This window comes from Glutamicibacter uratoxydans (assembly GCF_006539925.1).
In the GTDB taxonomy this organism is placed as follows: Bacteria; Actinomycetota; Actinomycetes; order Actinomycetales; family Micrococcaceae; genus Glutamicibacter; species Glutamicibacter uratoxydans.
In genome coordinates this window covers 40,755-65,104 of record NZ_BJNY01000013.1, presented here as the reverse complement: position 1 = coordinate 65,104, position 24,350 = coordinate 40,755, and the positions used below count along the sequence as shown (strand labels likewise).

Below are 24,350 nucleotides of genomic sequence, written 5' to 3'. Positions count from 1 at the left end.
GGAGCAGGATCTATGAAACGCGAGGAGCGGCTTAACCACATCCTCGATCTGTTGGCCAACAAGGGGCAGATCGATGTGGATGAGATCGTGCAGCAGCTGGGAACCAGCCCGGCTACGGCCCGGCGCGACCTTGACTCCCTGGCCGCCGCCTCGCTGCTCACCCGGACCCACGGCGGGGCGGTGTCCAACACCGTCGCCTACGACCTGCCCTCGCGCTACCAGCGCGAGGACCACGACGAGGAAAAGATACAGATCGCCAAGGTCGCCGCGGCCATGGTGGGCAGGGACATGGTCGTCGGGCTGTCGGGCGGCACCACCACCAAGGCGATCGCCACCGAGCTGAGCCTGCGCCAGGACCTGGTGGGGGAGCCCGGGCGGGTGACCTTGACGGTGGTGACCAATGCGGTCAATATCGCCTCGCTGCTCGCGGTGCGCCCGCATATCCGGGTAATGGTCACCGGCGGCGTGCTCAACGACCGCTCCTATGAGCTGGTGGGGCCGCTGGCCCAGTCCTCGCTGTCGAAGATCACCATGGACCTCTCATTCCTCGGTGTCAACGGGCTGGACCCCGAGGACGGGCTGATGGTCTCCGATGAGATGGAAGCGGCGGTGAACGAACTGCTGATCAGGCAGGCCACCCGCAGCTTCGTGGTGGTCGACTCCTCCAAGATCGGCCAGCGCTCGTTTGTGATCCTCGACCGGGAAAACCTCACGGGCGTGATTACCGACCAGCACATCAGCAGCGAACAGCGTGCGGCGCTGAATGCGGCGGGCATGCCGGTGACGGTCTAGTCCTTCGATGGCTCTAGGCTAGAGGCCGCGGGAATCCGCGGCCTTTGCCGCGTTAATGATGCGCGGGCCGATTTTGCGCAGCAGCTTGCCCAGCTTCGGGTTATCCGTGCGGGAGACCGTGTCCGAGAGCCGTTCAAGGCTCATCAATCCAAGCCAGATCTGCGCGCGGTGCGCCTGCTCGGCATCAGGGGCGATCTGCTCGATGAGATCCTGCCCATGCCACAGCGACAGGTAGGCGGTGTTCAGGGCAGGATCCCAGGCCGCCGCCAGATCCCAGTCCAGAATGCCGCTGATCTTCCCGTCAATCCAGTGCATATTGTGTCCGGCAAGGTCCCCATGGACCAGAGACGGGGGCACCTGTTCCAAAGCCTCCAGCTGGTTCCAGATCGCCAGCGAAGGCTGGCGCAGTTCCTCGGGCAGGGCGTTGTAGCTTTCGGCGACACGCTGTTCGGTCCATGGGCCGCGGAAGGCAAATGGCTCGGAGAGGTATTCGCTCAGCCCCGCTAGGTCCACCGCCGCAAGGTCGGCAACCAGCTGGCGCAGTATCTTCGCGTCTCCATGGTGCGGCGGATGGGCGGCTCCGGGCAGGAAGGTCATTGCCACGCTGCTCAGCGTGCCGCGGGTGACGACGGGGCTGAGCGCAGTGGGTATCGGGTAGTCCAGCTGCTGCGCGAGCAATTCATGCAGCTTGAGGATCCGAGGCATCTGGGCGGAGGCCGCCTCGGTGCGGGCCATGCGGATCACGGCCTGGTCGTTGGCGATCAGCACGGTGTGGAACTGCCCGCCTTCTTCAACATGGGCGTTCTCCCAGGAGAACTGCGGGCACAGCTGCTCGGCCAATGAAAGTTCGGCAGTGGTGGCTGGACGTGTCACTGACAGTTGGCTCTTTTCGACGGTGCGGTGGATTCAAGGCAATGAGAACAGCCTATCTGCTGGGCCTGTTCACAGGCATTTCTGCTTATGATCAACGAGTGGAAGACCCAAAATTGGCGCCTGCGGCGCGGCGGAACCTCAAACTTGAAATCCTGCTGGTGATGGCCCTGTCGCTGGGGCAAAGCGCTGTGTATTCGCTGGTCAGCTTCGCAGACAAGGCAACCCGCGGCCCCCTGGGCGGCCAGACCACCGCAATGAACACCGCCAAGAACACGCGCGAGTATTTCGATCTGGCCTACCAGCTGTTGGAAATCGGCTTCGCCCTGGTTCCGGTGCTGCTGGCGCTGTACCTGATGAAGCGCAGCACCGGGACGACAGCGCGGATGATCGGCTTCGACCTGCGCCGCCCCGGCCGGGATTCGCTCGCCGGCCTCGGCCTGTTCCTGGCCATGGGGATCGGCACGCTCGGGGTCTATGCCGCGGGGCGTGCCCTGGGCATCACCACTGCGTTATCCACGGCAAACCTCGGCGACTATTGGTGGAGCATTCCGGTGCTGCTACTCTCGGCGGCCCGGCACGCGGTGGTGGAAGAAGTCATCATGCTCGGGGTGCTGTTCACCTATGGCAGGAAACTGGGAGCCGGGGCCTGGAAGATCATCATCATTTCGGCGGCCATCCGCGGCAGCTACCACCTGTATCAGGGTATTGGTCCGATGATCGGCAACATGATCATGGGTATTGTCTTCGGCTGGGTCTACCACCGGTTCGGCAGGGTCATGCCGCTGGTCATTGCCCATTTCCTGCTTGATGCCTTCGGATTCGTTGGTTTCCTGCTGCTGGGGCCCGCCATTGGCATCGGCGCCTGACTCCGCATAGCCTGAGCCAATGGACATCGCAGAACTTGAAGAAGCAATGATTCCCCAGGCAGTTGAGCTGTGGGAGCGTACAGGACTCACGCGCCCGTGGAACGATGCGGCTGCCGATGCGCGCCAAGCACTTTCCACCGAGACTTCGACAATACTGGCACTGGTCCACGGCGGGAGCCTGCAGGCAACGGCAATGGCAGGCTTCGACGGCCACCGCGGCTGGCTGTACTATGTGGCGGTCGACCCGCAGCTGCAGTCGCGCGGCTTGGGGAAGCGCATCGTGCAGGAGGCCATCGAATGGCTGAAGGGTCGCGGAGCGGTGAAGGTGCAGCTGATGATCCGCAGCGAGAACAAGAAGGTGGCTGAATTCTACGAAGCGCTCGGATTTGAGGATGCTTCCGTGCAGGTCCTCGGCAAGAGGATCGCTCCTTAACGACCCAGATGCGAGGAATCTGGCACGTAAGCGGATAGAGTTGCTCCGGTATGTAAATTATCCAACAGGATGACAAGAATCTGTCTGATGGCATCCAATCTGTCAACAGCAGTGGAAGGGCGCCGTGTCTGCAACAGAGCTTTGGAGCAAATCCCGTGCCTCCTTCGTGCTGATGGTGATCCTGATCTGCACCGAAGTCCTCGCCCTGCTGCTTCCTGTTGAAGTTGAAGACACGACGCGTGAAGGCATGAGCGTAGCCTCGTCTTTCGGGCTGGTGTTCTGCGGTCTGATTATTGCCGCCTACAGCGCATGGACGGCTTCGAATTTTGCCCCTCGGCTGCTGAAGGGCAAGTACGGTGCCCCGCAAAAGCTGTGCTCGGCACTCAAGCTTGCAGCTCCTGCCCTGATCATCGGCGCCAGCGCCTATAGCCTGGGATATCTGACGGTGATGTACCGGCTGAGGCAGGTGTTCGCCCTTGAACCCAAGATGATTGTACTGGCCGCGGTGATGCTTCTGGGATTGATCTTCGGCGGGCTCGGCGTGGGGCTGCTCCTGCCCCGTTGGGTTGCCCTGCCGGTAAGCATTGTGCTTTTTGGAGGCCTGCAGCTGGCAGCACTGGTTCAAAAGACGCCGATGGTTTCCAATATGGCGGGCCTTGCCAGATGCTGTTCCACCGATTCAACTGCCAATCCGCAGGTCATTACCGCAGTGGGCCTGTGCTATCTCGGGTGGTTGGCCTTTGGCATGGTGGTTCTGCTGCTCAAATCCGGTTCGCTGCAGCGATGCAGCCCCCTTGCCGTGGCCGCATGCTCGTCGCTGCTGGTCGGCGGACTCTGGTCGGCGGCGGCAGTCAACGGCTTCGAGGCAGGGGAGCAGCAGGCAGTTGACCTGACGCCGAATCTTCAGTGCGTTGCCGGCGGAGCGGGGGCGAAGCACGACTATTGCTTCTGGCCCAGCGAGGCGGGGCAGTGGGAAGAGCTTGGACAGAATCTCGTCCAGGGGGTGCAGCGGCTTGAAGATGCCAGCGGCATTGAGCTGCCTCGAATCATCACCACCAGCAAGGGCTACGCGGCCGCTACCGGGGGCGAGCATGTGAAGCTCGCTCAGCAGTACACGGTGGAATCGGCGATGTGGGATCTTGCCATGCGCAACGTCAACGAGCCCGATCAGCAATGCATGGCTTCGCTGGAGCAGTCGGCAGCCTATGAAGACATCGTCGAGGAGGAATACAACCCGCGGGTGGGCCATCGCCAGCGCATGCTCCACCAGGCTCGGCTGGTGCACCTGTGGTGGGCATCCAGGGCTGATGAAGGCTACCTTAATCTTGACGATGAGACGGCGTTGGAAGTCTTGCTGGAATTGCCCAAGGAGCAGCAGGCTGACTGGGTCCAGCAGGCCCGTGCGGGAATTGACGAGTGCCGGTTGGTGGCTCTTCCAACCTCAAGCCAGGCTTCCTAGATCGCGCAGCCGCAGTTTTCCCAACGGGTGGTTAACCAACTTGAGGTAGGTGGGGACGCCGTTGTCCCCGCCTACCTCAAGTCCGGTGCTGTTCGTGTCCTACAGTGCAGCCCCTAGAGGACTACTGTGCCGCGTTCGGTCTCGAACGTCACGGACAGGATTCCCGGATTGCCGTTTGGCGCCTGGTAATTGGTGGTGACCCCGCCCAAATTGACGTTCTCCGGTTGGCCCAGCCATTCAAGGACGCGTTCTTGGGAACCAGCAATCGAAATCTCACTGATGGAGCCTACCGGCTCCAGGGCCTTGGACGGGTGCAGCTCCTCGGTGCCGTCGTCCCAGCGCAGCAGATAGGGCACCTGCGGATCGGCGATTAGGCCCTTGATGCCGATCTGCTGCCACGTCAATTCGCGGCCGTCGGGGAATTTGCGGTTGCCCGGGACTGCCTTGCGGCCCAAACGCTCCTCAGCTGCGCTGAGGTCTTCCAGCGATACGCACCAGCCCATCCAGCCGCCGCCGAGCTCGGAACGAGCCCTGACTGCCTGGCCGAAAGGCGCCTTGTCGCTGGCAGGGTGGTTGAGCACCTCAACAACCTCAAGGAACTGGTCGTGCTTCAAGGGGAAGATGACATTTCGAGTTCCGAAACGTGGATGCACGCCTCCCTTGACGAATTCCAAGCCCAGGGACTGCGAAATTCTCTCAGCGGTTTGCAGCAGCCCGTCGGGGCCGCATGCGTACGTAACGTGATCTAGCCTCATCATGTGCCCATCATGGCAATATTGTGATCCGAGTCTCTACTTAGGTGTGCCTAACCCGAGAAAATTGATCGAATAGTATGCGACAAAAATGTGATTATGTATCGAATGTGAACGAATGAGACATTCTATCTGTCGGTGAATTGCGCAATTATTCGATTTTCAGGCACACTGGTTACAGGTCATGAGTTCCAGTAACAAGCCCCGGCTTACTGGACGGCAACCCTCCAACCGCGGTGGGGTGCCCCGGGTGAAGACCTGGCTCAACACGCACAAGGCGTGTTGAACAAGCGCGGGTTACCCCTCTGGAAGCACCTATGCCTAGGTACTTCCTGCTGGTGTGCTTTTCAGTGGCGTACCCCCATAGTTACAGAACTTTTGGAGGCAACCATGAGCAATAACTGGTCATTCGAAACCCGTCAGATCCACGCCGGCCAGGCGCCGGATCCAGTCACCGGCGCACGCGCGCTGCCGATCTACCAGACCACTTCCTTCGTCTTCCCTTCGGCCGAAAGCGCCGCTGCACGCTTCGCACTGCAGGAGCTGGAGCCGATCTACACCCGCATCGGCAACCCCACCGCGGACGCGGTGGAGACCCGGATCGCAGACCTCGAAGGCGGCGTGGGAGCATTGCTGCTGTCCTCCGGCCAGGCGGCCACCACCTTCGCCATCTTGAATATTGCCGAGGCCGGCGACCACATTGTCGCCAGCCCGAGCCTCTACGGCGGTACCCAGAACCTGCTCAAGCACACCCTGAAGAAGCTGGGCGTCGAGGTCACCTTCGTTGCGGCTTCCGATGACCTGCAGTCCTGGCGCGACGCGGTGCAGCCGAACACCAAGGCGTTCTTTGCAGAAACCATTTCCAACCCGCGCCAGGACGTCCTGGATATCGAAAACGTCGCGGCCATCGCGCATGAGGCAGGCGTTCCGCTGCTGGTGGACAACACCCTTGCCAGCCCATACCTGATCCGCCCGATCGAGTGGGGCGCTGACATCGTGATCCACTCGGCCACCAAGTTCCTCGGCGGACACGGCAGCGCCATTGCCGGCGTGATCGTGGATTCGGGCAACTTCGACTTCTCCAAGGACCCGGAGCGCTTCCCGACCTTCAACACCCCGGACGAGTCCTACAACGGTCTGGTCTACGCCCGCGACCTGGGCGTAAACGGCATCCTCGGCGCCAACCTCGCCTACATCCTCAAGGCCCGCGTGCAGCTGCTGCGCGACCTGGGTTCGGCGCCGGCGCCGTTCAATGCCTTCCTGATCGCCCAGGGTCTTGAGACCCTGTCGCTGCGCATCGAACGCCATGTGGAAAACGCCACCAAGGTGGCGAACTGGCTTGAAGGCCGCAGTGACGTCGAGACCGTGGCCTACGCCGGACTGGAATCCTCGCCATGGTACGAGCTGGGCAAGAAGTACAGCCCGAAGGGCGCAGGCTCGATCATCGCCTTCGAGCTCTCCGGCGGCGCGGAGGCGGGCAAGGCCTTTGTCTCGGCCCTGCAGCTGCACTCTCATGTGGCAAACCTGGGCGATGTCCGGTCGCTGGTCATCCACCCTGCCTCTACCACCCACGCGCAGCTCTCCGAGGAAGAGCGCCTGGCCGCCGGCGTGCGCCCGGGCTTGGTCCGCCTGAGCGTCGGGCTGGAGAACATCGACGACATCCTGGCAGACCTTGAACTCGGCTTCCAGGCAGTGGCGGCCCTTGATGCCAAGGAACTGCAGGAAACCCGTTAGGCATGACATCCATTGTGACTACCAAAGACACTGTGGGGGCGGCGACTATCACCGAGGGCGAGCACGGCATTCTGCGCCGTGCCGCCGTCGGCGCCTACGACTTCGAATTCGGCGGACACCTGCCGCAGGTCGAGCTGGCCTATGAAACCTGGGGCACCCTGAACGCGGACGGCGGCAACGCCGTGCTGGTAATGCATGCGCTGACCGGCGACGCCCATGTTTCGCAGGGGGACTCGCAGACCGCGGGCTGGTGGGAGGACTTCGTCGGCCCCGGACTGACGGTGGACACCGAGAAGTATTTCGTGGTGGCGGCCAACATGGTCGGCGGCTGCAATGGATCGACCGGGCCTTCTTCGCTGGATGAGTCCGGAACGCCCTGGGGGTCGCGATTCCCCTTCGTGACCATCAAGGACTCGGTGCGCCTGGAGCAGCGCCTTGCGCAGCAGCTGGGAATCGACCGCTGGCATGCGGTGATCGGCGGTTCCATGGGCGGGGCGCGGGCGCTGGAATACGCGGTGCAGTTCCCGGACGAGGTGGCCAACCTTGTGGTCATGGCCTCGACCGGGCAGTCCAGCGCGGAGCAGATTGCCCTGGCACAGGTGCAGACCCAGGCAATACGGCTGGATCCGCATTTTGCCGGCGGAGACTACTACCTGAACCAGGCGCGCCCGGATGCGGGGCTGGGGCTGGCGCGGCGCCTGGCCCATATCAGCTACCGCAGCGAGGCAGAGCTGGAAACCCGCTTTGGCCGAAGGGCCCAGGACGGGGAAGTCCCCGACGGCAGGTTCCACGGCGCCCGCGGACGCTACCAGGTGGAAAGCTACCTGGACCACCAAGCCAACAAGCTGGTCAACCGCTTTGACGCGAACAGCTACCTGGTGCTGACCGAGGCTCTGATGAGCCACGATGTGGCCCGCGGCCACGAATCCTACGAGGCGGCGCTGACGCGTCTGGCTCCGGTAAACGTGGTGGTCGCCGCGGTGAGCACCGACAGGCTGTACTTCCCTGAACAGTCCGAAAGGCTGGCCGCCGCGCTGGTGCGCAGCAAGCCGGTGCACTATATCCAATCGCCGATCGGGCATGACGGCTTCCTCACAGATGCCAAGCAGCTTGATCCGGTGCTGCGCACCCTGGTCTTCGACGACTAGGAATATGGCCCCATACGAAAAACCAGCCGCACCAGTAATCGGTGGCGGCTGGTTTTTTGTGTCCTTGTGCCCGGGGCCTAGTTGCTGCTGTCGCCGGCGCCCAGCGAATCGTTGGCTGCGGTCTGCGAGAACGGAGTGGGGGTAGGGCGCTTGGGGGTGATTCCGTCGCCCGAGGACTGGTGGCGTAGGCGGCGCAGCACCCACGGCGCCAGGTGCTCGCGGGCCCATTGGAGGTCTTCAATGCGCGCTTCGCGCCAGGTGCGGGTGTCCACCACGGCCTCGACGCTGGTGTCCAGCTGGTGCGGGACGTTCAAGGAATCCAGGGCCATGGCGGCGATGCGCTGGTGCCCCAAAGGGGAGAAGTGCAGGCGGTCTGCAGACCACATCTGCGGCTGGTGCAGGTCGCGCAGGGCCCACATGTCGGCGACGATCGCGTCGTAGCGGGCTGCCACGGTGCGCACGTTTTCGTTGTAGATGGCCACGCGGCCGCGGATGCTTCCGAGCACAGGAGTGTCGCGGATGTCCGGGCCGGTGAACAGCAGGATTGTTGCGCCTAAATCACTGAGCCTGCTGATCATTGAGTCGAGCAGGTCTGCAATCTTGTCCGGGTCCCCGCCCGGACGCAGCACGTCATTGCCTCCGGCGCAGATGGAGACCAGATCCGGCTTCAGGGCGATGGTTGCTTCAAGCTGTTCATCGATGATCTGCTGGATCAAGCGTCCGCGGATGGCCAGGTTTGCGTAGGCGAATTCCGGGACGGTGCGGCTCAGCTCTTGTGCCAGACGATCGGCCCAGCCGCGGAACGCACCGGGGTTCTCCGGGTCTGGATCGCCTACGCCTTCGCTGAAGGAATCGCCCATGGCGACATAGCGCCGCCAAGGATGCGCAGTTGAATTGGCTGAATCTGAGTTCTCAAAACTTGGGGAATTAGGCACAGACTACATTGTTACTTGCCAGTAGTGAGGTGTCAACGGGCTGGGCAGCTACTCCGAGAGAATCTTCATCCTTGCCGCGGAATACTCTTCGTCGGTGACCATTCCCTTTCGTTTGAGTCCGTCCAACTCTGCAAGCTTCTGCTCTTTGGTTTGGGCAGGAGCGAGGAACTGGGAGTTGGCAGCCTTGACCGCCAAGTCTGTCTGCAGGGTGAAGATGTCAGCTCCGGCCTCCTTGGCTTTGCGGTAATTGCGCACCCAGAGAACAATCGCAGCAACGAAAACTCCTGCGACCAAAAGCATGACCACGAGGAAAAAGATTCCCATACCGCCGGCAAACAATTCAAAGGAATTCGGCACGAGCGGATTATTGGTGTCATTAGTGAACTGGTCCTCGACGTACTGGACTTCGAAGTTCATGGATGGCAAAGAAATCATGGCGCCCGATCTGACTAGTGAGCAGAAGTGAAGAAACTCTTGACTTCACTAGTCAAGCACGAAATATCGAGATTTACAGGCAAATAGTTCAATCGTTATATTTTCATGACCTGAGAAAGCTTCAGGCGGGCTGGATCGCGCTGGGACGTCGGCACTCGCTAGGCTGAAGGAACTATGACTACCAATGACGCACAGCCGGTTGCGCTGATTTCACGCAACGACGATTCACGCCTTGGCACGCCGCTGCTGGTGTTCCTCCACGGATACGGTTCCAACGAGCAAGATCTGATGGGCCTGTCTCAGTACCTGCCCGATGAATTTACCTACCTTTCGGTGCGTGCACCGCTGCAGGCAGGGCCTGGCTTCAGCTGGTTCCCGCTAAGCCAGGAAATCGACTACAGCATTGAATCGGTGGAAGACAGCATCAGGTCGCTGTGGGCATTCCTCGAGCCGCTGGCGAAGCAGCATTCCTCTGTGACGCTGCTTGGCTTCTCCCAAGGCATGGCCATGGCCACGTCGCTGGCCCGCTACCAGCGGGAGGCGATTGCCGCGGTGGTCGGACTCTCGGGCTTTGCCATCGAGGCGCCGGAATCTGATTTGTTCAAGGACGAGGCACTCATCGCCGCGCCGCTGCCGATGTTTTGGGGCAGGGATCTTGCGGATCCGGTCATCACCCGGGACAAGATCGCCTACACCCTGGGCTGGGCTCCGAAGCACACCGAGCTCGTCCACGAAACGTATCCGCAGATCGCACACTCGGTATGCATGGAGGAGATCCAGGACGTCGCCGCGTTCCTGAATCGGGTAGTGCTGGACAAGCAGCAGGACTAGGCGCGCGAAGCAACCTTCACGCACTCGCCCTCAACGCAGACGACGTCGCCCGGGCGCACCTGGGCGCCGCGTCGGGTTTCAACTTGGCCGTTGAGGGTGACAATTCCTTCGGCAATCAGCTCCTTGGCGTGGATTCCGTCCTCCGCCAGGTTGGCAAGCTTGAGCAGCTGGCCCAGGCGGATCGACTCGTCGCGGATTTCAAGATCAAAAGCATCAGTTGCACTCATGTTCTCCATTGTTCCCTACCGGTGAACGCCTGGAAGCATGCAAGAGGGAAAATAGCGGGGAAGTTCACGCTTAAGTTACCTGCCGGCGCTTAGTGCCACAGCCCTGGTAACGATAGGCTTGGCAGGTATGTATTTTTCTGCGGACCGCAACCAGCGGCCTCGTAAGTCCCTATGGAGTTGATATGGCGCCACAGTCCAAGCTTGATCAGGTCATTTCCCTCGCAAAGCGTCGCGGGTTCGTCTTCCAGGCCGGTGAAATCTACGGCGGTTCCCGCTCCGCATGGGACTACGGCCCCCTGGGCACCGAACTGAAGGAAAACATCAAGCGCGAATGGTGGCAGAACTTCGTGCGCGGCCGCGAAGACATGGTGGGCCTGGATTCCTCCATCGTTCTTCCCAAGGCAGTCTGGGAAGCCTCCGGCCACGTCGCCACCTTCACCGACCCGCTGGTGGAGTGCACTCAGTGCCACAAGCGCCACCGCCAGGACCACCTGATCGAGGCCTTCGTCGCGAAGAAGGGCCGCGAACCGCAGGACGGCATGAGCGAGATCGCCTGCCCTGACTGCGGCACCAAGGGCCAGTTCACCGAGCCGCAGCAGTTCTCCGGCCTGATGAAAACCTTCCTGGGCCCGGTGGACACCGAAGCCGGCCTGGCCTTCCTGCGCCCGGAAACCGCGCAGGGCATCTTCGTGAACTTCGCCAACGTGCTCACCGCCAGCCGCAAGAAGCCGCCGTTCGGCATCGGCCAGATCGGCAAGTCCTTCCGCAACGAAATCACCCCGGGCAACTTCATCTTCCGCACCCGCGAGTTCGAGCAGATGGAGATCGAGTACTTCACCGCACCGGAGGACGCACCGAAGTTCTTCGATGAATGGGTCAAGGACTGCTGGAACTGGTTCATCGACCTGGGCATCAAGGAAGAGAACCTGCGCCAGTTCGACGTGCCGGAAGACGAGCGCGCCCACTACTCGGCCGGCACCATCGACTTCGAGTACCGCTTCGGCTTCCAGGGTTCGGAATGGGGCGAACTCATGGGCGTGGCCAACCGCACCGACTACGACCTGTCCTCCCATGCCAAGGCCTCCGGCGCCGAGCTGTCCTACTTCAACCAGGCCAGCGGCGAACGCTACACCCCGTACGTGATCGAGCCTTCCTTCGGCCTGACCCGTTCGATGATGGCATTCCTGGTCGACGCCTACACCGAGGACGAAGCCCCGAACACCAAGGGCGGCGTGGACAAGCGCACCGTGCTCAAGCTGGACCCACGCCTGGCACCGGTCAAGGCCGCCGTGCTTCCGCTTTCCCGCAACGAGAACCTTTCGCCGAAGGCCAAGGACCTTGCCAACGAGCTGCGCAAGCGCTGGAACATCGACTTCGACGACGCCGGAGCGATCGGCCGCCGCTACCGCCGCCAGGATGAGATCGGCACCCCGTTCTGCATCACCGTGGACTTCGACACCCTCGAAGACCAGGCAGTGACCATCCGCGAGCGCGACACCATGGCCCAGGAGCGCGTATCCCTGGACCAGGTCACCGCCTACCTGTCCGAGCGTCTGAACGGAGCCTAGCCCGACGATGAACGAACTGGCATTCCGCCCCTGGCGTTCGGGCGACGACCTGCAGCTGCTGCAGATCTTCGGCGACCCGCGCTCGCCGCAGGCCCACCAGGACCGCACCATGCTGCGCGAAAACTCGGACGCGCCGTTCTCCCGCACGCTGGTGGCCACCGTTGACTCGGTGGCCATTGGCGCCGGCGTGGTCTTCGCTTCCTCGCTGCACCCGCAGCGCCTGTGGCTCTACGTCGAGGTGGCCCCGGACCAGCGCCGCAACGGCGTAGGCACCGCACTGGTGGAGCAGCTGCGCGCGCAGATCCCCGCATCCCAGGTCGGTGAGCTCAAGGCCCGCTACACCGTGACCGCCGGTGACGACGCCCAAGCGGCCGCCGGGTTCTGCACGGCGCTGGGGCTGGGGGAGATCCAGGTCTCGCGTGATGTCATCATCGAGCCCGGCGCCCTGGCCGAACCCGTCTTCGACACCAATGACCGCGTCATCGAGGACCTGGCCACCGGCAGCGTCGAGCTGACCAAACTCGTCATGGACTTCTACAACGCGGTGCATGAGGGCTGGGACCCGGCGAAGATGACCGTCGGCTCCGCCCAGAAGATGCTGCTGGATGAAAACACCGGCGCCCAGGGCGCCCTAGTGCTGCGCGACAAGCCGAAGTCTGAGGGCGGCGTGCCGCTGGCCTTCGCCATCAGCTACATTCCGGCGCGTGAGAACGCGCCGACCGATGTGCTGGTGGGCTACAACCCGGTGTTCAGCGACGACGAGGTGGCCGAGGCGATCCGCGACATGGTGGCCATGCTGGTCTACCAGTACCCGGTGAAGCTCGAAGTCGACTCCTCGATGTTCGTGCTCTCTTCGCTGGTGGATGCGCTGGCGAGTGTCGAGCAGGCAACTGTCATCTCGACGACGCATATTGTGGCTTCCGACGCCTAGCCGGAACTTCGACAGCACGGGATCCCCGCTACGGGGATCCCGTGATGTCGTTAAAAGACTTGTTAACCAAATGTTTGCCTTGCTGGCCTAGGCTGAAGTTCATGGAAAAACAGCATTCACCTGCCAAGGCGCTGGAAGTCTTCCGGGTGTTTCTCAAGCTTGGCGTGACATCTTTCGGCGGCCCCATTGCGCACCTGGGGTACTTCCGCACCGAAGCAGTCCAGCGCCGGCGCTGGCTGGAAGACCAGCAGTATGCAGACCTGGTGGCGCTGTGCCAGTTCCTGCCGGGGCCTGCCAGCAGCCAGGTAGGTTTTGGCATCGGCCTCTACCGGGCTGGACTGCGTGGTGCCATCGCTGCCTTCCTCGGCTTCACCTTGCCTTCGGCGGTGCTGATGGCGCTGTTCGCCTATGGTGCTTCGCTGTTTTCCGGGCCTGTCGGCCAGGGGCTGCTCCAAGGGTTGAAGATCGTGGCCGTGGCAGTGGTCGCCCAGGCGGTGCTGGGGATGGCCAAGTCGCTGACGCCGGATGCCCAACGCGCGAGCATTGCCGTCGCCGCTGCTGCGGCGGTGTTGTTGATCGGAGGAACTTTTGGCCAGGTGCTGGCCATCGCCGCCGGCGCGGCCGCAGGGTTTTTCCTTCTCAAAAACAGCGCCTCGCAAAGATCGCTGGGCCTGAATTTTCCCGTGAGCAGGCGGTTTGGAATGTGGTGCCTGGCGGCCTTCGTCCTGCTGCTTTGTGGGCTGCCGCTGCTTGCGGCGTCCACTGGATGGGCGGACCTGCAGCTCTTTGACGCATTTTTCCGCTCCGGGTCTCTGGTCTTCGGCGGCGGCCACGTGGTTCTGCCGCTGCTGCAAAGTGCCGTGGTCGAGCCGGGCTGGGTCACGGACCAGCAGTTCCTTGCAGGCTATGGCGCCGCGCAGGCAGTGCCGGGGCCCTTATTCACCTTCGCCGCCTATCTGGGAACCTTGTCCACCAGTGGCTCCGGCGGCATTCTCGGAGCCGCGATCGCGCTGGCGGGAATCTTCCTGCCAGGGTTCCTCCTGCTGCTGGGAGTCCTGCCATTCTGGAACTTGTTGGGCACCCGTCCGGCAGCCCAAGCTGCAATGGGCGGAGCCAGCGCCGCGGTGGTTGGCATCCTCGCCGCTGCACTCTATGACCCAGTATTTACCAGCGCAGTGACAGGGGCCGAAGAATTCGCGCTGGCCCTTCTATGTTTCGTCCTGCTGGCCTCTTGGAAGCTGCCGCCGTGGATCGTCGTGGTTGTCGGCGCACTTGGGGGAGTTGTTGTGGCGATCGCTAGTTGACCCTGGCGTCGACGACTTGCGTACCTGCGGCCAGGTCGTGCGGCCCGCGGCGATCGCGCTGAAACGCCACGCTTGCTACGTAGGCAAAAGGCAAGGCATCGGCGAGGAGTGTCACTGCCATGAGCCGGCGGTTGAAAGCAGGCTGGCCGGAGGAAACTCGTGCCACGATATGCCATACGGCAAAGTGCGCGATTTCCCAGGGGAGAAGTTTTATGGCTGTGCGCAGCAGGACCTGTGCCTTGGACGGCTTCCCGCCTGTCGCGGCATCGACTACCTTCAGCCCGAGCTTGGCCTTGCCCCACGTTGCCTGTGCTGAGAATGACTCGGTCGCATAGAGATAGATCCCCACCGGTGCTACCAAGACGAGGAAGCCCAGCGCCTGGGCGCCGGTGACTCCCAATTCCAGCCAGTTGTGGACTTTTCCGGTCAGCAGCCACAGCAGCAGAGTTGCCAAGGCGAGAACCGCCATCCACCCGAGGATCACTGAGTAGTCCAGGAGCATGGCCTTGAGCCTACGCGGGAATCGAGGCGGAACCAGAGCTGGCGAGAGCGGCATGCCCCGCAGTCTAGCATGGGGCAAATCACCTGAAAAGGGCACCTGATCCGGGCAAATAATGCTATTTTTCAACTATGAGCATCCTGCGGATCGAAGATGTTGAACAGGCGGCCTCCTTCCCAGAAGGTATGGAAATGGCTACCGAGAACGTCTGGGGCTACCTCCTGCTGCTTTGCCTGCAGGAATCGGGCCATGGTTCACGCATCGTGCGGGTCTCCCGCGAGCAAGAACCCATCGAATACCGCACAGAAATCGATGAGGGCATCCGCTCTCATGTCGCGGATGTTGACGGCGTGGATTATGCGCCGGGGTTCTTGGACTGGGCCTGGTACTTCCAAGCGCCAGGTCCGTGGATCAGCTTTTGGTCGAGGCTCGCCGATGCCATGGAGCCGCTGCTGGCTTCTGAGGCACCGACGCCGACGGAAAACTATCAGGCCATGAAGCAGGCGGTCGCGGCGCTGTTTGCCGACCGCTGACCTTAAGCAGCCGCTGGCGTTGGAAGCTACCCGGACTCTGCCCGGAAGCATGAGGCGAGGGCTATCCTTGAGCCATGTCTGGACAGCTGAAGTCCGCTGAAACCTCGGCTGCCGCGCTAGCCGGTTTCGCACTGATTGCGGCTGTTGCGGTGCTTGCGGGTTTGTATGGTTCGATTTTCGGACCGTACTACTCCGGTGCGCTCGCCATCATTATGCTGCTATGTGCTTTTCGGGCTTTGCGCATTCATCGCGCTGCGCGGGCACATGTTCTGCTGGTCATCAGTGCTGGTCTCATCGCAGGAATCTCGACCTATATTGTCCTGGGACTCGCTGGCTGAAGACCTGAAGGCCCGGCGGACCGGGATGCCTCGTGTTTCGCGGCGAATACTGCCTTGATCGGACTCGGGTCGCAGTACAGCTCATAGCGCGCGATCTTGCCCGCCTCATTAAACGTGACGACCTCGGTCTCGGGGTAGTCGAGCGGTTCGCCGAGAATCTCCAGATGATTGTTCATGGTGGCGAAAACAGTTGTGGCAGAAGCGTCGAGGCCGTGCACGATCACGCGGCGCTGGAGCATTTTCCAGTACACCAGGGTCTTTTTCAGATCTGCTATGACAGCATCGATGCCTTTGGATGCAGGAGCGTCCATCCCTCCAAAATAGAGGACGCAGTCCTCGGCAAGAAAAGCGGTCATCGCATCCCACGCTGATTGCGGTGAATCCAGGGTGAGTCCGATGATGGCGTCCCACCACTCTGAAAGTGTTTGGTGAAGCGCTGGGGCTTGAAGAATCGGATCGGTCATTGGGCGTCTCTTTCGTCTGTGACGGCTTCGCGACTGGCGATGGCTGTCCTGTAGCTGATGATCTTGTGATCGATGGCGGCAAGGTGCCGTTGAGTTTGTTCCAGTTGCTCGATCACGCGGGTGCGATGCTCTTCGAAGAAGGCCAGGCGCTGGCTCTCTGTGCCATCGCGGCGGCTCAGATCTGCGATCACACGGATGCTGGCAATCGGCATTCCGGTCTTGCGCAGCAGCACCAGGCCTGAAATCCATGCCAAATCCCGGGCACCGTAGCGCCTGCGGCCTCCTGCATCTCGTGGCGTCGCCCGCAGCAGCAGGCCTTCGCGTTCGTAGTAGCGCAGCGCCTCGACGCCTACACCGAGAACTTCGGCGGCTTTCCCGATCGGTAATCCATCGGCAGGCACCTCGAAATCAATGTGGGGCAGCAAAGGGTCAGACATGTTTCCATTGTCTGGCCTGTAGCGCACTACAGGTCAACTTTGGGCCATGAAGGGGTGGTCCGGAGCAGATGGTACGAATTTGATAGGCCATGATTGCGCTCTGCTGCGCAGAATTCTGCGACGCCGCGAGGAGCTTGCACGCCGCTTTGACCTCCACCTGAGATCAGCATATTACAGGCAGCAGCGCCCGAGATACCGGGCGCCGCTGCCTGTCGGTCATCTAGCGCCAACCGATGGCCGGGGCCACATGGGTCATGAATGCTTCCAGCACATGCGTGTTGTAGTCGACTCCCAGCTGCGTTGGAAGGGTCAGCAGCAGCGTATCCGCCGCCTGCAGCGCTTCATCCTTCAACAGCTGTTCAATCAGCGCATCAGGTTCATCGGCGTAGGAACGGCCGAAGACCGCGCGGGTGCGCTCGTCGATATTGCCGAACTGGTCTCCGCGCTCGCCGCTGCCCAGGAAATAGCGGCGGTCTTCGTCATTGGTGATGGCGAAGATCGAACGCGAGATGGATACCCGCGGGGTGAAGCCGTGGTCATGCTGCGCCCACTGTTCGTGATAGGCCTCGATCTGCTTGCGCTGCTGAACATGGAACGGCTCGCCGGTCTCGTCGTTCTTCAGCGTCGACGACATCAAATTCATGCCCTCGTCCGCCGCCCAGCGCGCGGTGGCATCCGAGCCCGCGCCCCACCAGATGCGTTCGCGCAGGCCGGGGGAGTGCGGTTCGATGCGCAGCAGCCCCGGCGGGTTGGGGAACATCGGCCGCGGGTTTGGCTGGGCGAACTTCTTGCCTTCGATGGCCGTGAGGAATTCGAGGGTGTGGCGCCGCGCCATGTCCGCGTCGTTTTCTCCCGCGGCGGGCTCGAAGCCGAAGTACTTCCAGCCGTCGATCACCTGCTCGGGTGAACCGCGCGAAACACCCAATTGCAGCCGCCCTTGGGAAATCAGGTCGGCGGCGGCAATGTCTTCGGCAAAGCCCAGCGGATTGGAATAGCGCATGTCCACCACGCCGGTGCCGATTTCAATGCGCTTGGTGCGTGCGCCTACCGCTGCCAGCAGCGGGGCAGGCGTGCCCAGCTGCTGAGCGAAATGGTGCACTCGGAAATAAGCGCCGTCTGCACCGATCTCCTCCGCGGCAACCGCAAGATCGATCGACTGGAGCAGCGAATCGCCGCCGGTGCGGACCTTCGAATCTGGGTGGTCCATCCAATGTCCAAAGGACAGGAATCCAATTTTCTTTGGCATGCCAGTGACAACCTTGCCGGGGTGGAAGTTATTCCTAGAACTGCGAGGCCACGTGTTTAAACAACCGCAGTTAGAGCACGTAGCTGCCGATCAGCTGGGACAGCGCTCGGATGTTCACCTGACCCTTGAACTCGAGGCGGACCTTACCTAAACCGCTGAACCAGAGATCAAGTTCAGCGTCAAGGTCAAAAGTTCCTGCGGTTTCCACAGAAAATGCCTGGACCTTCGAATAGGGCAAAGAAGTGTAATCGCGCTTTTTGCCGGTGATGCCTTGGACGTTCACGGCGATCAGTCGTTTGCTTGTGAACACGACGTAGTCTCGTGCTCCCTTGAACGCCGCGTGCAGCTCCTCGCCTTGGACCAGCAGCGGGGTGATTTCAGATGACACTTGGCCAAGGTCCCATGGGCCGAGCTTGAATACGGAAGAATTGTTGAAATCAATCATGTATCCGAGGCTAGACCGTCAGACCGACGGTATAGAAACGGAGAGTCGACTGGACCAATGACCGGGGCAGCTTATTTTTCGCCTGGTCGAACAGAGATTTCTTCTGTACCGAACTGGGTATAGCTTGATGAATCTGCTTGCCGCGGGCTAACTGGAGCAGTACCCAGTTATTGGACGGTCGCCAAATGCATGTCTGAGAGCCAGGAGCCGCAGCCGCTACTTTCTGACGCTGCCTGCGGAATGGGGCGTTCAATGGCTCACTATTCATGGAACGGAAGTACACGCACCGCATGGGAGCAAGGAAGCATGAAGGACGACGGCCCGATTCTTCTGCATCCTCTCGCCGCTGCTGAGCGTGCTCTACGGGTTCACCGGGTTCAAGATCGAGAAAAGTGCCCCGGACCAAGCCGACGCCTGAAGTTGAGCAAGATCTCACCCTCCGATTTGCCCGGATGGGCGATAATGGATAGGTGACGATTCTGACTGATGCGCAAAATGACACGCCGACCCTGAAGCTGCCGCCGCTGCAGCTGGGCAAATTGACCATCGAGACTCCGGTGGTCCTCGCCCCCATGGCCGGCGTGACCAACCGCGCCTTCCGCCGCCTGTGCCGTGAATACGGTGGCGGGCTCTACGTGACCGAAATGGTCACCGCCCGCGCCCTGGTGGAACGCAACCCGGAATCCCTGCGCATCATCTCCCATGACCCGGATGAAGAGATCCGCTCCATCCAGATCTACGGCGTGGACCCTGCCACCGTGCGCGCCGCAGTGCGCCTGGTGGTTGAAGAAGACCGCGCAGACCACATCGACTTGAACTTCGGCTGCCCGGTGCCCAAGGTGACCCGCAAGGGCGGCGGCTCGGCCCTGCCGTGGAAGACCGACCTCTTCACCGGCATCGTCGCGGCCGCCACCGAAGAAGCCGCGAAGGGCGATATCCCGCTGACGGTCAAGGTCCGCACCGGCATCGACAAGGACCACCTGACCTACATCGATTCGGCCAAGATCGCCCGCGACCACGGAGCGGCTGCCGTCACCCTGCACGCTCGCACCGCAGGCCAGTACTATGCCGGCCACTCGGACTGGTCGGCAATCACCACCCTGCGCGAGGCAGTGGACGACATCCCGATCTTGGGCAACGGAGACATCTTCAGCGCTGAGGACGCCATCGAGATGGTGGAGCAGACCGGAGCGGCCGGCGTGATGATCGGCCGCGGCTGCCAAGGCCGCCCATGGATCTTCGGCGACCTGCAGGCAGCATTCGAAGGCCGCCCCGACCGCTTCCGCCCGGGCGTGCGCAAGGTGGCTGAAACCGTATACCGCCATGGCGAACTGCTCGCAGAATTCTTCGAGGACGAAGGCAAGGGCATGCGCGATATCCGCAAGCACATCGCCTGGTACTTCAAGGGCTACCCGGTGGGCGGCGAAATCCGTTCGCAGCTGGCCCAGGTGCCGTCGCTTGAACGCCTGCGCGAGCTGCTCAACGAGTTGGACCTCGACCTGCCGTACCCCGGCATCGGCGCCGAAGGCACCCGCGGCCGTGCCGGCCACCCGAAGAAGACCCACGTTCCGGACGGCTGGCTGGACACCCGCACCATGACCGATGCGCACCGTGAAATGATCAAGGCCGCCGAACTGGACATCTCCGGCGGCTAGGGCGCGGCGGCACTTCGCTACGCCTACGGTGGATAACTGAAGCGCACCGCTAATTAGTTACTAGACTTGGAGCTATGACTCAGATCCCCGGATACACCGAAGCCGATGCGGAACGCTGGGTTCCGGAGCCGGCCAAGAAGTCGTACCGCACCGCCTTTGAACGCGACCGCGCCCGCGTGCTGCATTCCTCGGCGCTGCGCAGGCTCAGCGCCAAGACCCAAGTGGTAGCGCCCTACCAGAACGACTTCATGCGCAATCGGCTGACCCATTCGCTGGAAGTCGCACAGGTGGGCCGGGAGCTCGGCGCGGCCCTGGGCTGCGATCCGGATGTAGTGGACACCGCGTGCCTGGCCCACGACCTGGGGCACCCTCCCTTTGGCCACAACGGCGAAAAGGCGCTGAACAAGCTGGCCGCGGATATCGGCGGCTTCGAGGGCAACGCACAGACCCTGCGCCTGCTGACCCGGCTGGAGACCAAGACCTTCAGGCACAACGGGCATTCGGCGGGATTGAACCTTTCGCGTGCCTCGCTGGACGCCGCCTGCAAGTATCCTTGGCTGCGCGAGGACGCGCCGGAGGTCAACGGCAAGAAGAGCCGCAAGTTCGGCGTCTACGCGGATGACCAGCCGGTGTTCGACTGGCTGCGCGCCGTGTCCGATGCGAAGCCCGGGGTGGTGTGCATGGAGGGCCAGGTTATGGACTTGGCCGACGATATCTCCTACTCGGTGCACGACGTGGAGGACGCAATTGTGGGCGGCGCCCTGCAGCTGCGCTGGCTCAAGCAGGACTCGCCCCGGGACCGCGCCCTGCAGGTCACCCGCGACTGGTACCTTCCGAACACCGCTGAACAAGACATCGACGCCGCGCTGCGCAGGCTGGAACGCAGCCAGGAATGGGTGGCGCACTTTGACGGGTCGCGGCGCTCAATGGCTGCGTTGAAAGACATGACCAGCCAATTCATCGGCCGCTTCGCCGCCGCCGCGATGGATGCCACGCGCGCCCGCTACGGCGCCGGCCACCTGACCCGCTACAACGCGTCGCTGATCGTGCCGGAGGAAACCGAGCATGAAATCGCGGTCATGAAGGGCATCGCGGCCAGCTATGTGATGACTTCCGAGGGCCGCCAGCCGCTGTATGAGGACCAGCGCACGCTGCTGGCGGAGCTGGTGGAACTGCTGTATTCCACAGGCAAGGAAAACCTCGAACCGATCTTCGCCGCAGACTGGGAAGACGCGGCGGATGCCAGCGCCCAGCTGCGCGTGGTGATCGACCAGGTCGCTTCGCTCACCGACGTCTCGGCCATCGAATGGCACTCCTACCTGGTCAAGGGCGAAGCCCCAGACATCAAGCTGTTTTAGAAGGGAATCATGGCAGGGCTGATCAAGCGCGAAGACATCGACGAGGTGCGCAACCGCACCGACCTGCGCGAGGTCGTCGAATCCTATGTCACGCTCAAATCCGCGGGCATCGGCTCCTACAAGGGCCTGTGCCCCTTCCACGACGAGCGCAGCCCCTCGTTCCACATCCGCCCGCAGCTGGGCACCTTCCACTGCTTCGGCTGCGGCGAATCCGGAGACGTGATCGCCTTCATCCAGAAGATGGACCACTCCTCGTTCACTGAAACCGTGGAGCTGCTGGCGGCCAGGATCAACTACGAGCTGCACTATGAGGACGGCGGTCCGGGGCCGAACCGCGAAGATTACGGAAAGCGCCAGCGCCTGGTCGACGCCCACAAGGTGGCCGAAGAATTCTTCCGCTCCCAGCTGGCCACCGAAGAAGGCGCCATCGCCCGCGAATTTCTGGCCGGCCGGGGATTCGACGAGCAGGCAATCGCCACCTTCGCCGTCGGCTATGCCCCCAAGGGCTGGGACGCGCTGCTCAAGCACCTGCGCTCCAAGGGATTCGTCGACGAGGAGCTCAAGCTCACCGGCATGTTCTCCGAGGGCTCCCGCGGGATCTACGACCGCTTCCGCGGGCGCGTCATCTGGCCTATCCGCGACCTGTCATCGGCCACCATCGGCTTTGGCGCGCGCAAACTCTACGAGGACGACCAGGGCCCCAAATACCTGAATACCCCGGAGACCCAGCTTTACAAGAAGTCCCAGGTGCTCTACGGGCTGGACCTGGCGAAGAAGCAGATTTCAAAGAACCGCCAGATTGTCGTGGTGGAGGGCTACACCGACGTGATGGCCTGCCATCTTGCGGGAATCACCACGGCGGTGGCTACCTGCGGCACCGCCTTCGGCACCGACCACATCAAGATTTCGCGGCGGCTACTGCAGGACGACGGCACCGGCGGAGAAGTGATCTTCACCTTCGACGGTGACGCCGCCGGACAGAAGGCCGCGCTGCGCGCTTTTGAGGAAGACCAGCGCTTCATCGCCCAGACCTATGTCTGCGTTGAACCCACCGGGGCCGACCCCTGCGATCTGCGGCTGCACCGCGGCGACGAGGCGGTGCGAGAGCTCATTGAGCTGAAGCGCCCGCTGTTTGAATTCGCCATCCGCGCGGAGCTGAAGAAATTCAACTTGGACACGGTTGAAGGCCGGGTCCAGGCGCTACGCCAAACGGCGCCCATCGTCGCCGCCATCCGCGACTCGGCTATCCGCCCCGCGTATTCCCGCGAGCTGGCCGGCTGGCTGGGCATGAACAATGAAGACGTCAACCGTTCGGTGGCCGCGTCGATCAAGAGGGCAAAGCTGCCGCGCAACACCCCAACCCATCAGCCACCGGCTGGGACCGAACCGCAGCCGGCGCCGGCCGCGCCTGCCTTTGAACGTCCCGACAGCAGGGATCCGGTGATGCGGCTGGAACGCCAGGCGCTGGAAGTTGTCATCCAACAGCCGCAGCGCTTGAACGATGAACAGTGGCAGGCGTTCTATGAGGCCAGGTTTATGGCTCCTGCCCATGCTGCGGTGCACGATGGAATTGTCGCCGCATCGACGGCTGGCGCCTCGGCCGCGTCCTGGGTGGAAGTGATTCGAGAGGAAGTTCCTGAGCAGCTGCGCAGCTTCGTTTCCGAGCTGGCGGTGTCGATCATCCCAGCCTCCGATGAACATAACCTGACACGCTATTGCTCTGACATCATCAACGGGTTGATTGAGCTTCAAATCACACATCGCAAGGCGGAGCTGATCGGCAGGCTTCAGCGTGCTGAAGTAGCTCCGGAGGGTGAGGAATACGCCCAGATCAACAGGGAATTGATGGAACTTGAAATGCGCCGGAGAATCCTCCGGGGCAACTAGCGGATCGATTTTGCAAACGAGGATAACTCGGGTAAAGTTATATCTCGTTGCAATCCTCCATAGCTCAATTGGCAGAGCATTCGACTGTTAATCGAAGGGTTACTGGTTCAAGTCCAGTTGGAGGAGCGAATAAGAATCTCCCAGCCGTCTCACGGCTGGGAGATTTGTTTTTGCCGGACCGTAATCCCAATTCGGCGGCCTTCACGAAACTGGCTCGGCACAGAAATTTTTCTGGCCGAAGTTCATTACCTAACTTTGAAGTCTCTTGGGTTGGGTCCTGCCAAGAACGAAGACTATGAGTAATGAGGCTGCAATCAAAAGAAGCCCAACGGTAGTAAAAGCCCACGGGTTCCATGCATCAATGCAAGATGTTCCTGAACCGCTGCTGCTGCAAACCTCTCCAGGTCCACCTCTGTTCAGCCAAGCCAAATAGAAGACAACGAGAGCAAATCCTGCCAGGGCTGCGGCCACAGATCTGTTGCATAGCCTTGTTGTCCAGAGCCCAAACACGGCAAGGGCCGCCCCAATAGGAACGATGAATATCCCGATCGTGAGTATTGATGCGGCCCCTAGACCCAGCAAAACTCCACAGACAAGCCAATAAGCATACTTCCACACAGGTGTGTGTCTCACGAGAACGAGAGAACGATGATTATCCGAAGTCATTTTTTCCACCTGAAGTTCAGCGCTGAAAATCCGGTATGACTTTAGGCGGTTGCCGTCTTCATTGGAGCAGCATCACTTTTGGGCCGTCGCATCCGCATCAAGCCAATAATGACGTAAAGCATGAGGAACGGCAGCGTCCAGACCCACTGAGTCCAGGGCAATAACTCTCCTGAGACTGTCGAAACACTTGCCTCACCGACTATCCGGTCTAGCCATGGCAACAGGAGTTGCTCACCGAAGACTGGCGTAAGAAACCATGCAAGCCCTGCCGAAGCAAACCACCAAAGCTGGCTGCCAAGAGTACCTGCCTTGAACAAAAGTGCGCCGAAGCTCAGCGTGAACATCAAGGGGACCATGGGGAGGCCTGAAACACCTAGAAGCAGGCCAGGCAAGAGCAGATATGGGACTAAGTATGCAAGAAGGAAAATTGCGATGAGAACTGATAGTGCCGTGAAGTTGTCAGTCAACAGAGTTCGCCACGTGATCGACGTTCCCGCAGCACCTGGGTCGCGTGTCATGACCACGATGCTACTC

Annotated in this window: 26 protein-coding genes, 1 tRNA gene and 1 riboswitch; of the genes, 16 read left to right on the top strand and 11 right to left on the bottom strand. The window is 61.7% G+C overall.

The features are described from left to right. Positions 1–12: 12 nt before the first annotated feature. Positions 13–792: a DeoR/GlpR family DNA-binding transcription regulator gene (locus AUR04nite_RS12140; protein ID WP_141365374.1), complete on the top strand. Its 780-nt coding sequence runs from the start codon at positions 13–15 to the stop codon at positions 790–792. 18 nt (positions 793–810) lie between these two features. Here the strand turns inward: AUR04nite_RS12140 and AUR04nite_RS12135 are convergent, their stop codons facing one another. Beyond that, positions 811–1,665: an aminoglycoside phosphotransferase family protein gene (locus AUR04nite_RS12135; protein WP_141365372.1), complete on the bottom strand. Its 855-nt coding sequence runs from the start codon at positions 1,663–1,665 to the stop codon at positions 811–813. Positions 1,666–1,778: 113 nt separating this feature from the next. Here AUR04nite_RS12135 and AUR04nite_RS12130 point away from each other — a divergent pair, with 113 nt between their 5' ends. From AUR04nite_RS12130 to AUR04nite_RS12120, 3 genes are all read left to right on the top strand, one after another. Further along, on the top strand, positions 1,779–2,531 hold the full coding sequence (locus AUR04nite_RS12130; protein WP_407646697.1) for a CPBP family intramembrane glutamic endopeptidase: 753 nt from the start codon (positions 1,779–1,781) through the stop codon (positions 2,529–2,531). A 19-nt stretch (positions 2,532–2,550) separates the two neighbouring features. Further along, the gene (locus AUR04nite_RS12125; RefSeq protein ID WP_141365368.1) at positions 2,551–2,964 is read left to right on the top strand and encodes a GNAT family acetyltransferase; all 414 of its coding nucleotides are present in this window, start codon (positions 2,551–2,553) and stop codon (positions 2,962–2,964) included. A 124-nt stretch (positions 2,965–3,088) separates the two neighbouring features. Further along, a complete protein-coding gene (locus AUR04nite_RS12120; RefSeq protein ID WP_141365366.1) occupies positions 3,089–4,423 on the top strand; it encodes a hypothetical protein in 1,335 nt (444 codons plus the stop codon). Positions 4,424–4,536: 113 nt separating this feature from the next. Here AUR04nite_RS12120 and AUR04nite_RS12115 read toward each other — a convergent pair whose 3' ends face one another. Then, a complete protein-coding gene (locus AUR04nite_RS12115) occupies positions 4,537–5,181 on the bottom strand; it encodes a VOC family protein (RefSeq protein WP_141365364.1) in 645 nt (214 codons plus the stop codon). A 174-nt stretch (positions 5,182–5,355) separates the two neighbouring features. Beyond that, positions 5,356–5,474, top strand: a riboswitch (SAM riboswitch). A 91-nt stretch (positions 5,475–5,565) separates the two neighbouring features. Between AUR04nite_RS12115 and AUR04nite_RS12110 the strand changes: the two genes are divergently transcribed. Continuing rightward, positions 5,566–6,909 (top strand): bifunctional o-acetylhomoserine/o-acetylserine sulfhydrylase, encoded by a 1,344-nt coding sequence (locus AUR04nite_RS12110; RefSeq protein WP_141365362.1) that lies wholly within the window; start codon positions 5,566–5,568, stop codon positions 6,907–6,909. Positions 6,910–6,911: 2 nt separating this feature from the next. Then, positions 6,912–8,057, top strand: coding sequence for a homoserine O-acetyltransferase MetX (gene metX / locus AUR04nite_RS12105; protein WP_141365360.1), 1,146 nt, complete (start codon positions 6,912–6,914; stop codon positions 8,055–8,057). Positions 8,058–8,134: 77 nt separating this feature from the next. Here the strand turns inward: metX and AUR04nite_RS12100 are convergent, their stop codons facing one another. After that, positions 8,135–8,917: an SGNH/GDSL hydrolase family protein gene (locus tag AUR04nite_RS12100; protein ID WP_141365474.1), complete on the bottom strand. Its 783-nt coding sequence runs from the start codon at positions 8,915–8,917 to the stop codon at positions 8,135–8,137. Positions 8,918–9,040: 123 nt separating this feature from the next. Further along, entirely contained in the window at positions 9,041–9,427 is a 387-nt protein-coding gene (locus AUR04nite_RS12095; RefSeq protein WP_141365358.1) for an SHOCT domain-containing protein, read from the bottom strand. 174 nt (positions 9,428–9,601) lie between these two features. Between AUR04nite_RS12095 and AUR04nite_RS12090 the strand changes: the two genes are divergently transcribed. Next, positions 9,602–10,258, top strand: coding sequence for an alpha/beta hydrolase (locus AUR04nite_RS12090; RefSeq protein ID WP_141365356.1), 657 nt, complete (start codon positions 9,602–9,604; stop codon positions 10,256–10,258). On the opposite strand, the gene AUR04nite_RS12085 is transcribed toward AUR04nite_RS12090, so the two are convergent. Further along, complete coding sequence (locus AUR04nite_RS12085; RefSeq protein WP_141365354.1) at positions 10,255–10,485, bottom strand: RNA-binding S4 domain-containing protein; 231 nt, start codon at positions 10,483–10,485, stop codon at positions 10,255–10,257. The two genes, AUR04nite_RS12090 and AUR04nite_RS12085, sit on opposite strands and share 4 nt — an antisense overlap. Positions 10,486–10,667: 182 nt before the next feature. On the opposite strand from AUR04nite_RS12085, the gene AUR04nite_RS12080 reads away from it, so the two are divergent. The 3 genes from AUR04nite_RS12080 (at position 10,668) to chrA (ending at position 14,288) form a co-directional block, all read left to right on the top strand. After that, complete coding sequence (locus AUR04nite_RS12080) at positions 10,668–12,053, top strand: glycine--tRNA ligase (RefSeq protein ID WP_141365352.1); 1,386 nt, start codon at positions 10,668–10,670, stop codon at positions 12,051–12,053. Between the two features lie 7 nt (positions 12,054–12,060). Further along, on the top strand, positions 12,061–12,984 hold the full coding sequence (locus AUR04nite_RS12075) for a GNAT family N-acetyltransferase (protein WP_141365350.1): 924 nt from the start codon (positions 12,061–12,063) through the stop codon (positions 12,982–12,984). A 101-nt stretch (positions 12,985–13,085) separates the two neighbouring features. Beyond that, positions 13,086–14,288 carry a chromate efflux transporter gene (chrA, locus tag AUR04nite_RS12070; RefSeq protein ID WP_141365348.1) on the top strand — a complete coding sequence of 401 codons (1,203 nt, stop codon included), beginning with the start codon at positions 13,086–13,088 and terminating at the stop codon, positions 14,286–14,288. Here chrA and AUR04nite_RS12065 read toward each other — a convergent pair. Continuing rightward, entirely contained in the window at positions 14,281–14,844 is a 564-nt protein-coding gene (locus tag AUR04nite_RS12065) for an RDD family protein (RefSeq protein ID WP_141365346.1), read from the bottom strand. The genes chrA and AUR04nite_RS12065 overlap by 8 nt on opposite strands. Positions 14,845–14,918: 74 nt before the next feature. On the opposite strand from AUR04nite_RS12065, the gene AUR04nite_RS12060 reads away from it, so the two are divergent. Together AUR04nite_RS12060 and AUR04nite_RS12055 are read left to right on the top strand one after the other, a co-directional pair. Then, complete coding sequence (locus AUR04nite_RS12060; RefSeq protein WP_141365344.1) at positions 14,919–15,320, top strand: hypothetical protein; 402 nt, start codon at positions 14,919–14,921, stop codon at positions 15,318–15,320. Between the two features lie 74 nt (positions 15,321–15,394). Further along, on the top strand, positions 15,395–15,658 hold the full coding sequence (locus AUR04nite_RS12055) for a hypothetical protein (RefSeq protein ID WP_141365342.1): 264 nt from the start codon (positions 15,395–15,397) through the stop codon (positions 15,656–15,658). Here AUR04nite_RS12055 and AUR04nite_RS12050 read toward each other — a convergent pair. The 4 genes from AUR04nite_RS12050 to AUR04nite_RS12035 form a co-directional block, all read right to left on the bottom strand. Then, a complete protein-coding gene (locus AUR04nite_RS12050; RefSeq protein WP_141365340.1) occupies positions 15,631–16,122 on the bottom strand; it encodes a nuclear transport factor 2 family protein in 492 nt (163 codons plus the stop codon). The two genes, AUR04nite_RS12055 and AUR04nite_RS12050, sit on opposite strands and share 28 nt — an antisense overlap. After that, complete coding sequence (locus AUR04nite_RS12045) at positions 16,119–16,559, bottom strand: MerR family transcriptional regulator (RefSeq protein WP_141365338.1); 441 nt, start codon at positions 16,557–16,559, stop codon at positions 16,119–16,121. The genes AUR04nite_RS12050 and AUR04nite_RS12045 overlap by 4 nt, the downstream gene beginning before the upstream one ends. Positions 16,560–16,779: 220 nt before the next feature. Next, complete coding sequence (locus AUR04nite_RS12040; RefSeq protein WP_141365336.1) at positions 16,780–17,805, bottom strand: LLM class flavin-dependent oxidoreductase; 1,026 nt, start codon at positions 17,803–17,805, stop codon at positions 16,780–16,782. 70 nt (positions 17,806–17,875) lie between these two features. Then, positions 17,876–18,250 carry a PH domain-containing protein gene (locus AUR04nite_RS12035; RefSeq protein WP_141365334.1) on the bottom strand — a complete coding sequence of 125 codons (375 nt, stop codon included), beginning with the start codon at positions 18,248–18,250 and terminating at the stop codon, positions 17,876–17,878. 476 nt (positions 18,251–18,726) lie between these two features. Between AUR04nite_RS12035 and dusB the strand changes: the two genes are divergently transcribed. The 4 genes from dusB (at position 18,727) to AUR04nite_RS12015 (ending at position 23,276) form a co-directional block, all read left to right on the top strand. After that, positions 18,727–19,905 carry a tRNA dihydrouridine synthase DusB gene (gene dusB / locus AUR04nite_RS12030; RefSeq protein ID WP_141365472.1) on the top strand — a complete coding sequence of 393 codons (1,179 nt, stop codon included), beginning with the start codon at positions 18,727–18,729 and terminating at the stop codon, positions 19,903–19,905. Positions 19,906–19,979: 74 nt separating this feature from the next. Beyond that, positions 19,980–21,263, top strand: coding sequence for a deoxyguanosinetriphosphate triphosphohydrolase (locus AUR04nite_RS12025; RefSeq protein ID WP_141365332.1), 1,284 nt, complete (start codon positions 19,980–19,982; stop codon positions 21,261–21,263). Between the two features lie 9 nt (positions 21,264–21,272). Further along, on the top strand, positions 21,273–23,150 hold the full coding sequence (gene dnaG, locus AUR04nite_RS12020; RefSeq protein ID WP_141365330.1) for a DNA primase: 1,878 nt from the start codon (positions 21,273–21,275) through the stop codon (positions 23,148–23,150). Between the two features lie 53 nt (positions 23,151–23,203). Continuing rightward, positions 23,204–23,276, top strand: a tRNA-Asn gene (locus AUR04nite_RS12015). A gap of 581 nt (positions 23,277–23,857) precedes the next feature. Here the strand turns inward: AUR04nite_RS12015 and AUR04nite_RS12010 are convergent. Then, positions 23,858–24,334, bottom strand: coding sequence for a hypothetical protein (locus tag AUR04nite_RS12010; protein ID WP_141365328.1), 477 nt, complete (start codon positions 24,332–24,334; stop codon positions 23,858–23,860). Between the last annotated feature and the right edge of the window lie 16 nt (positions 24,335–24,350).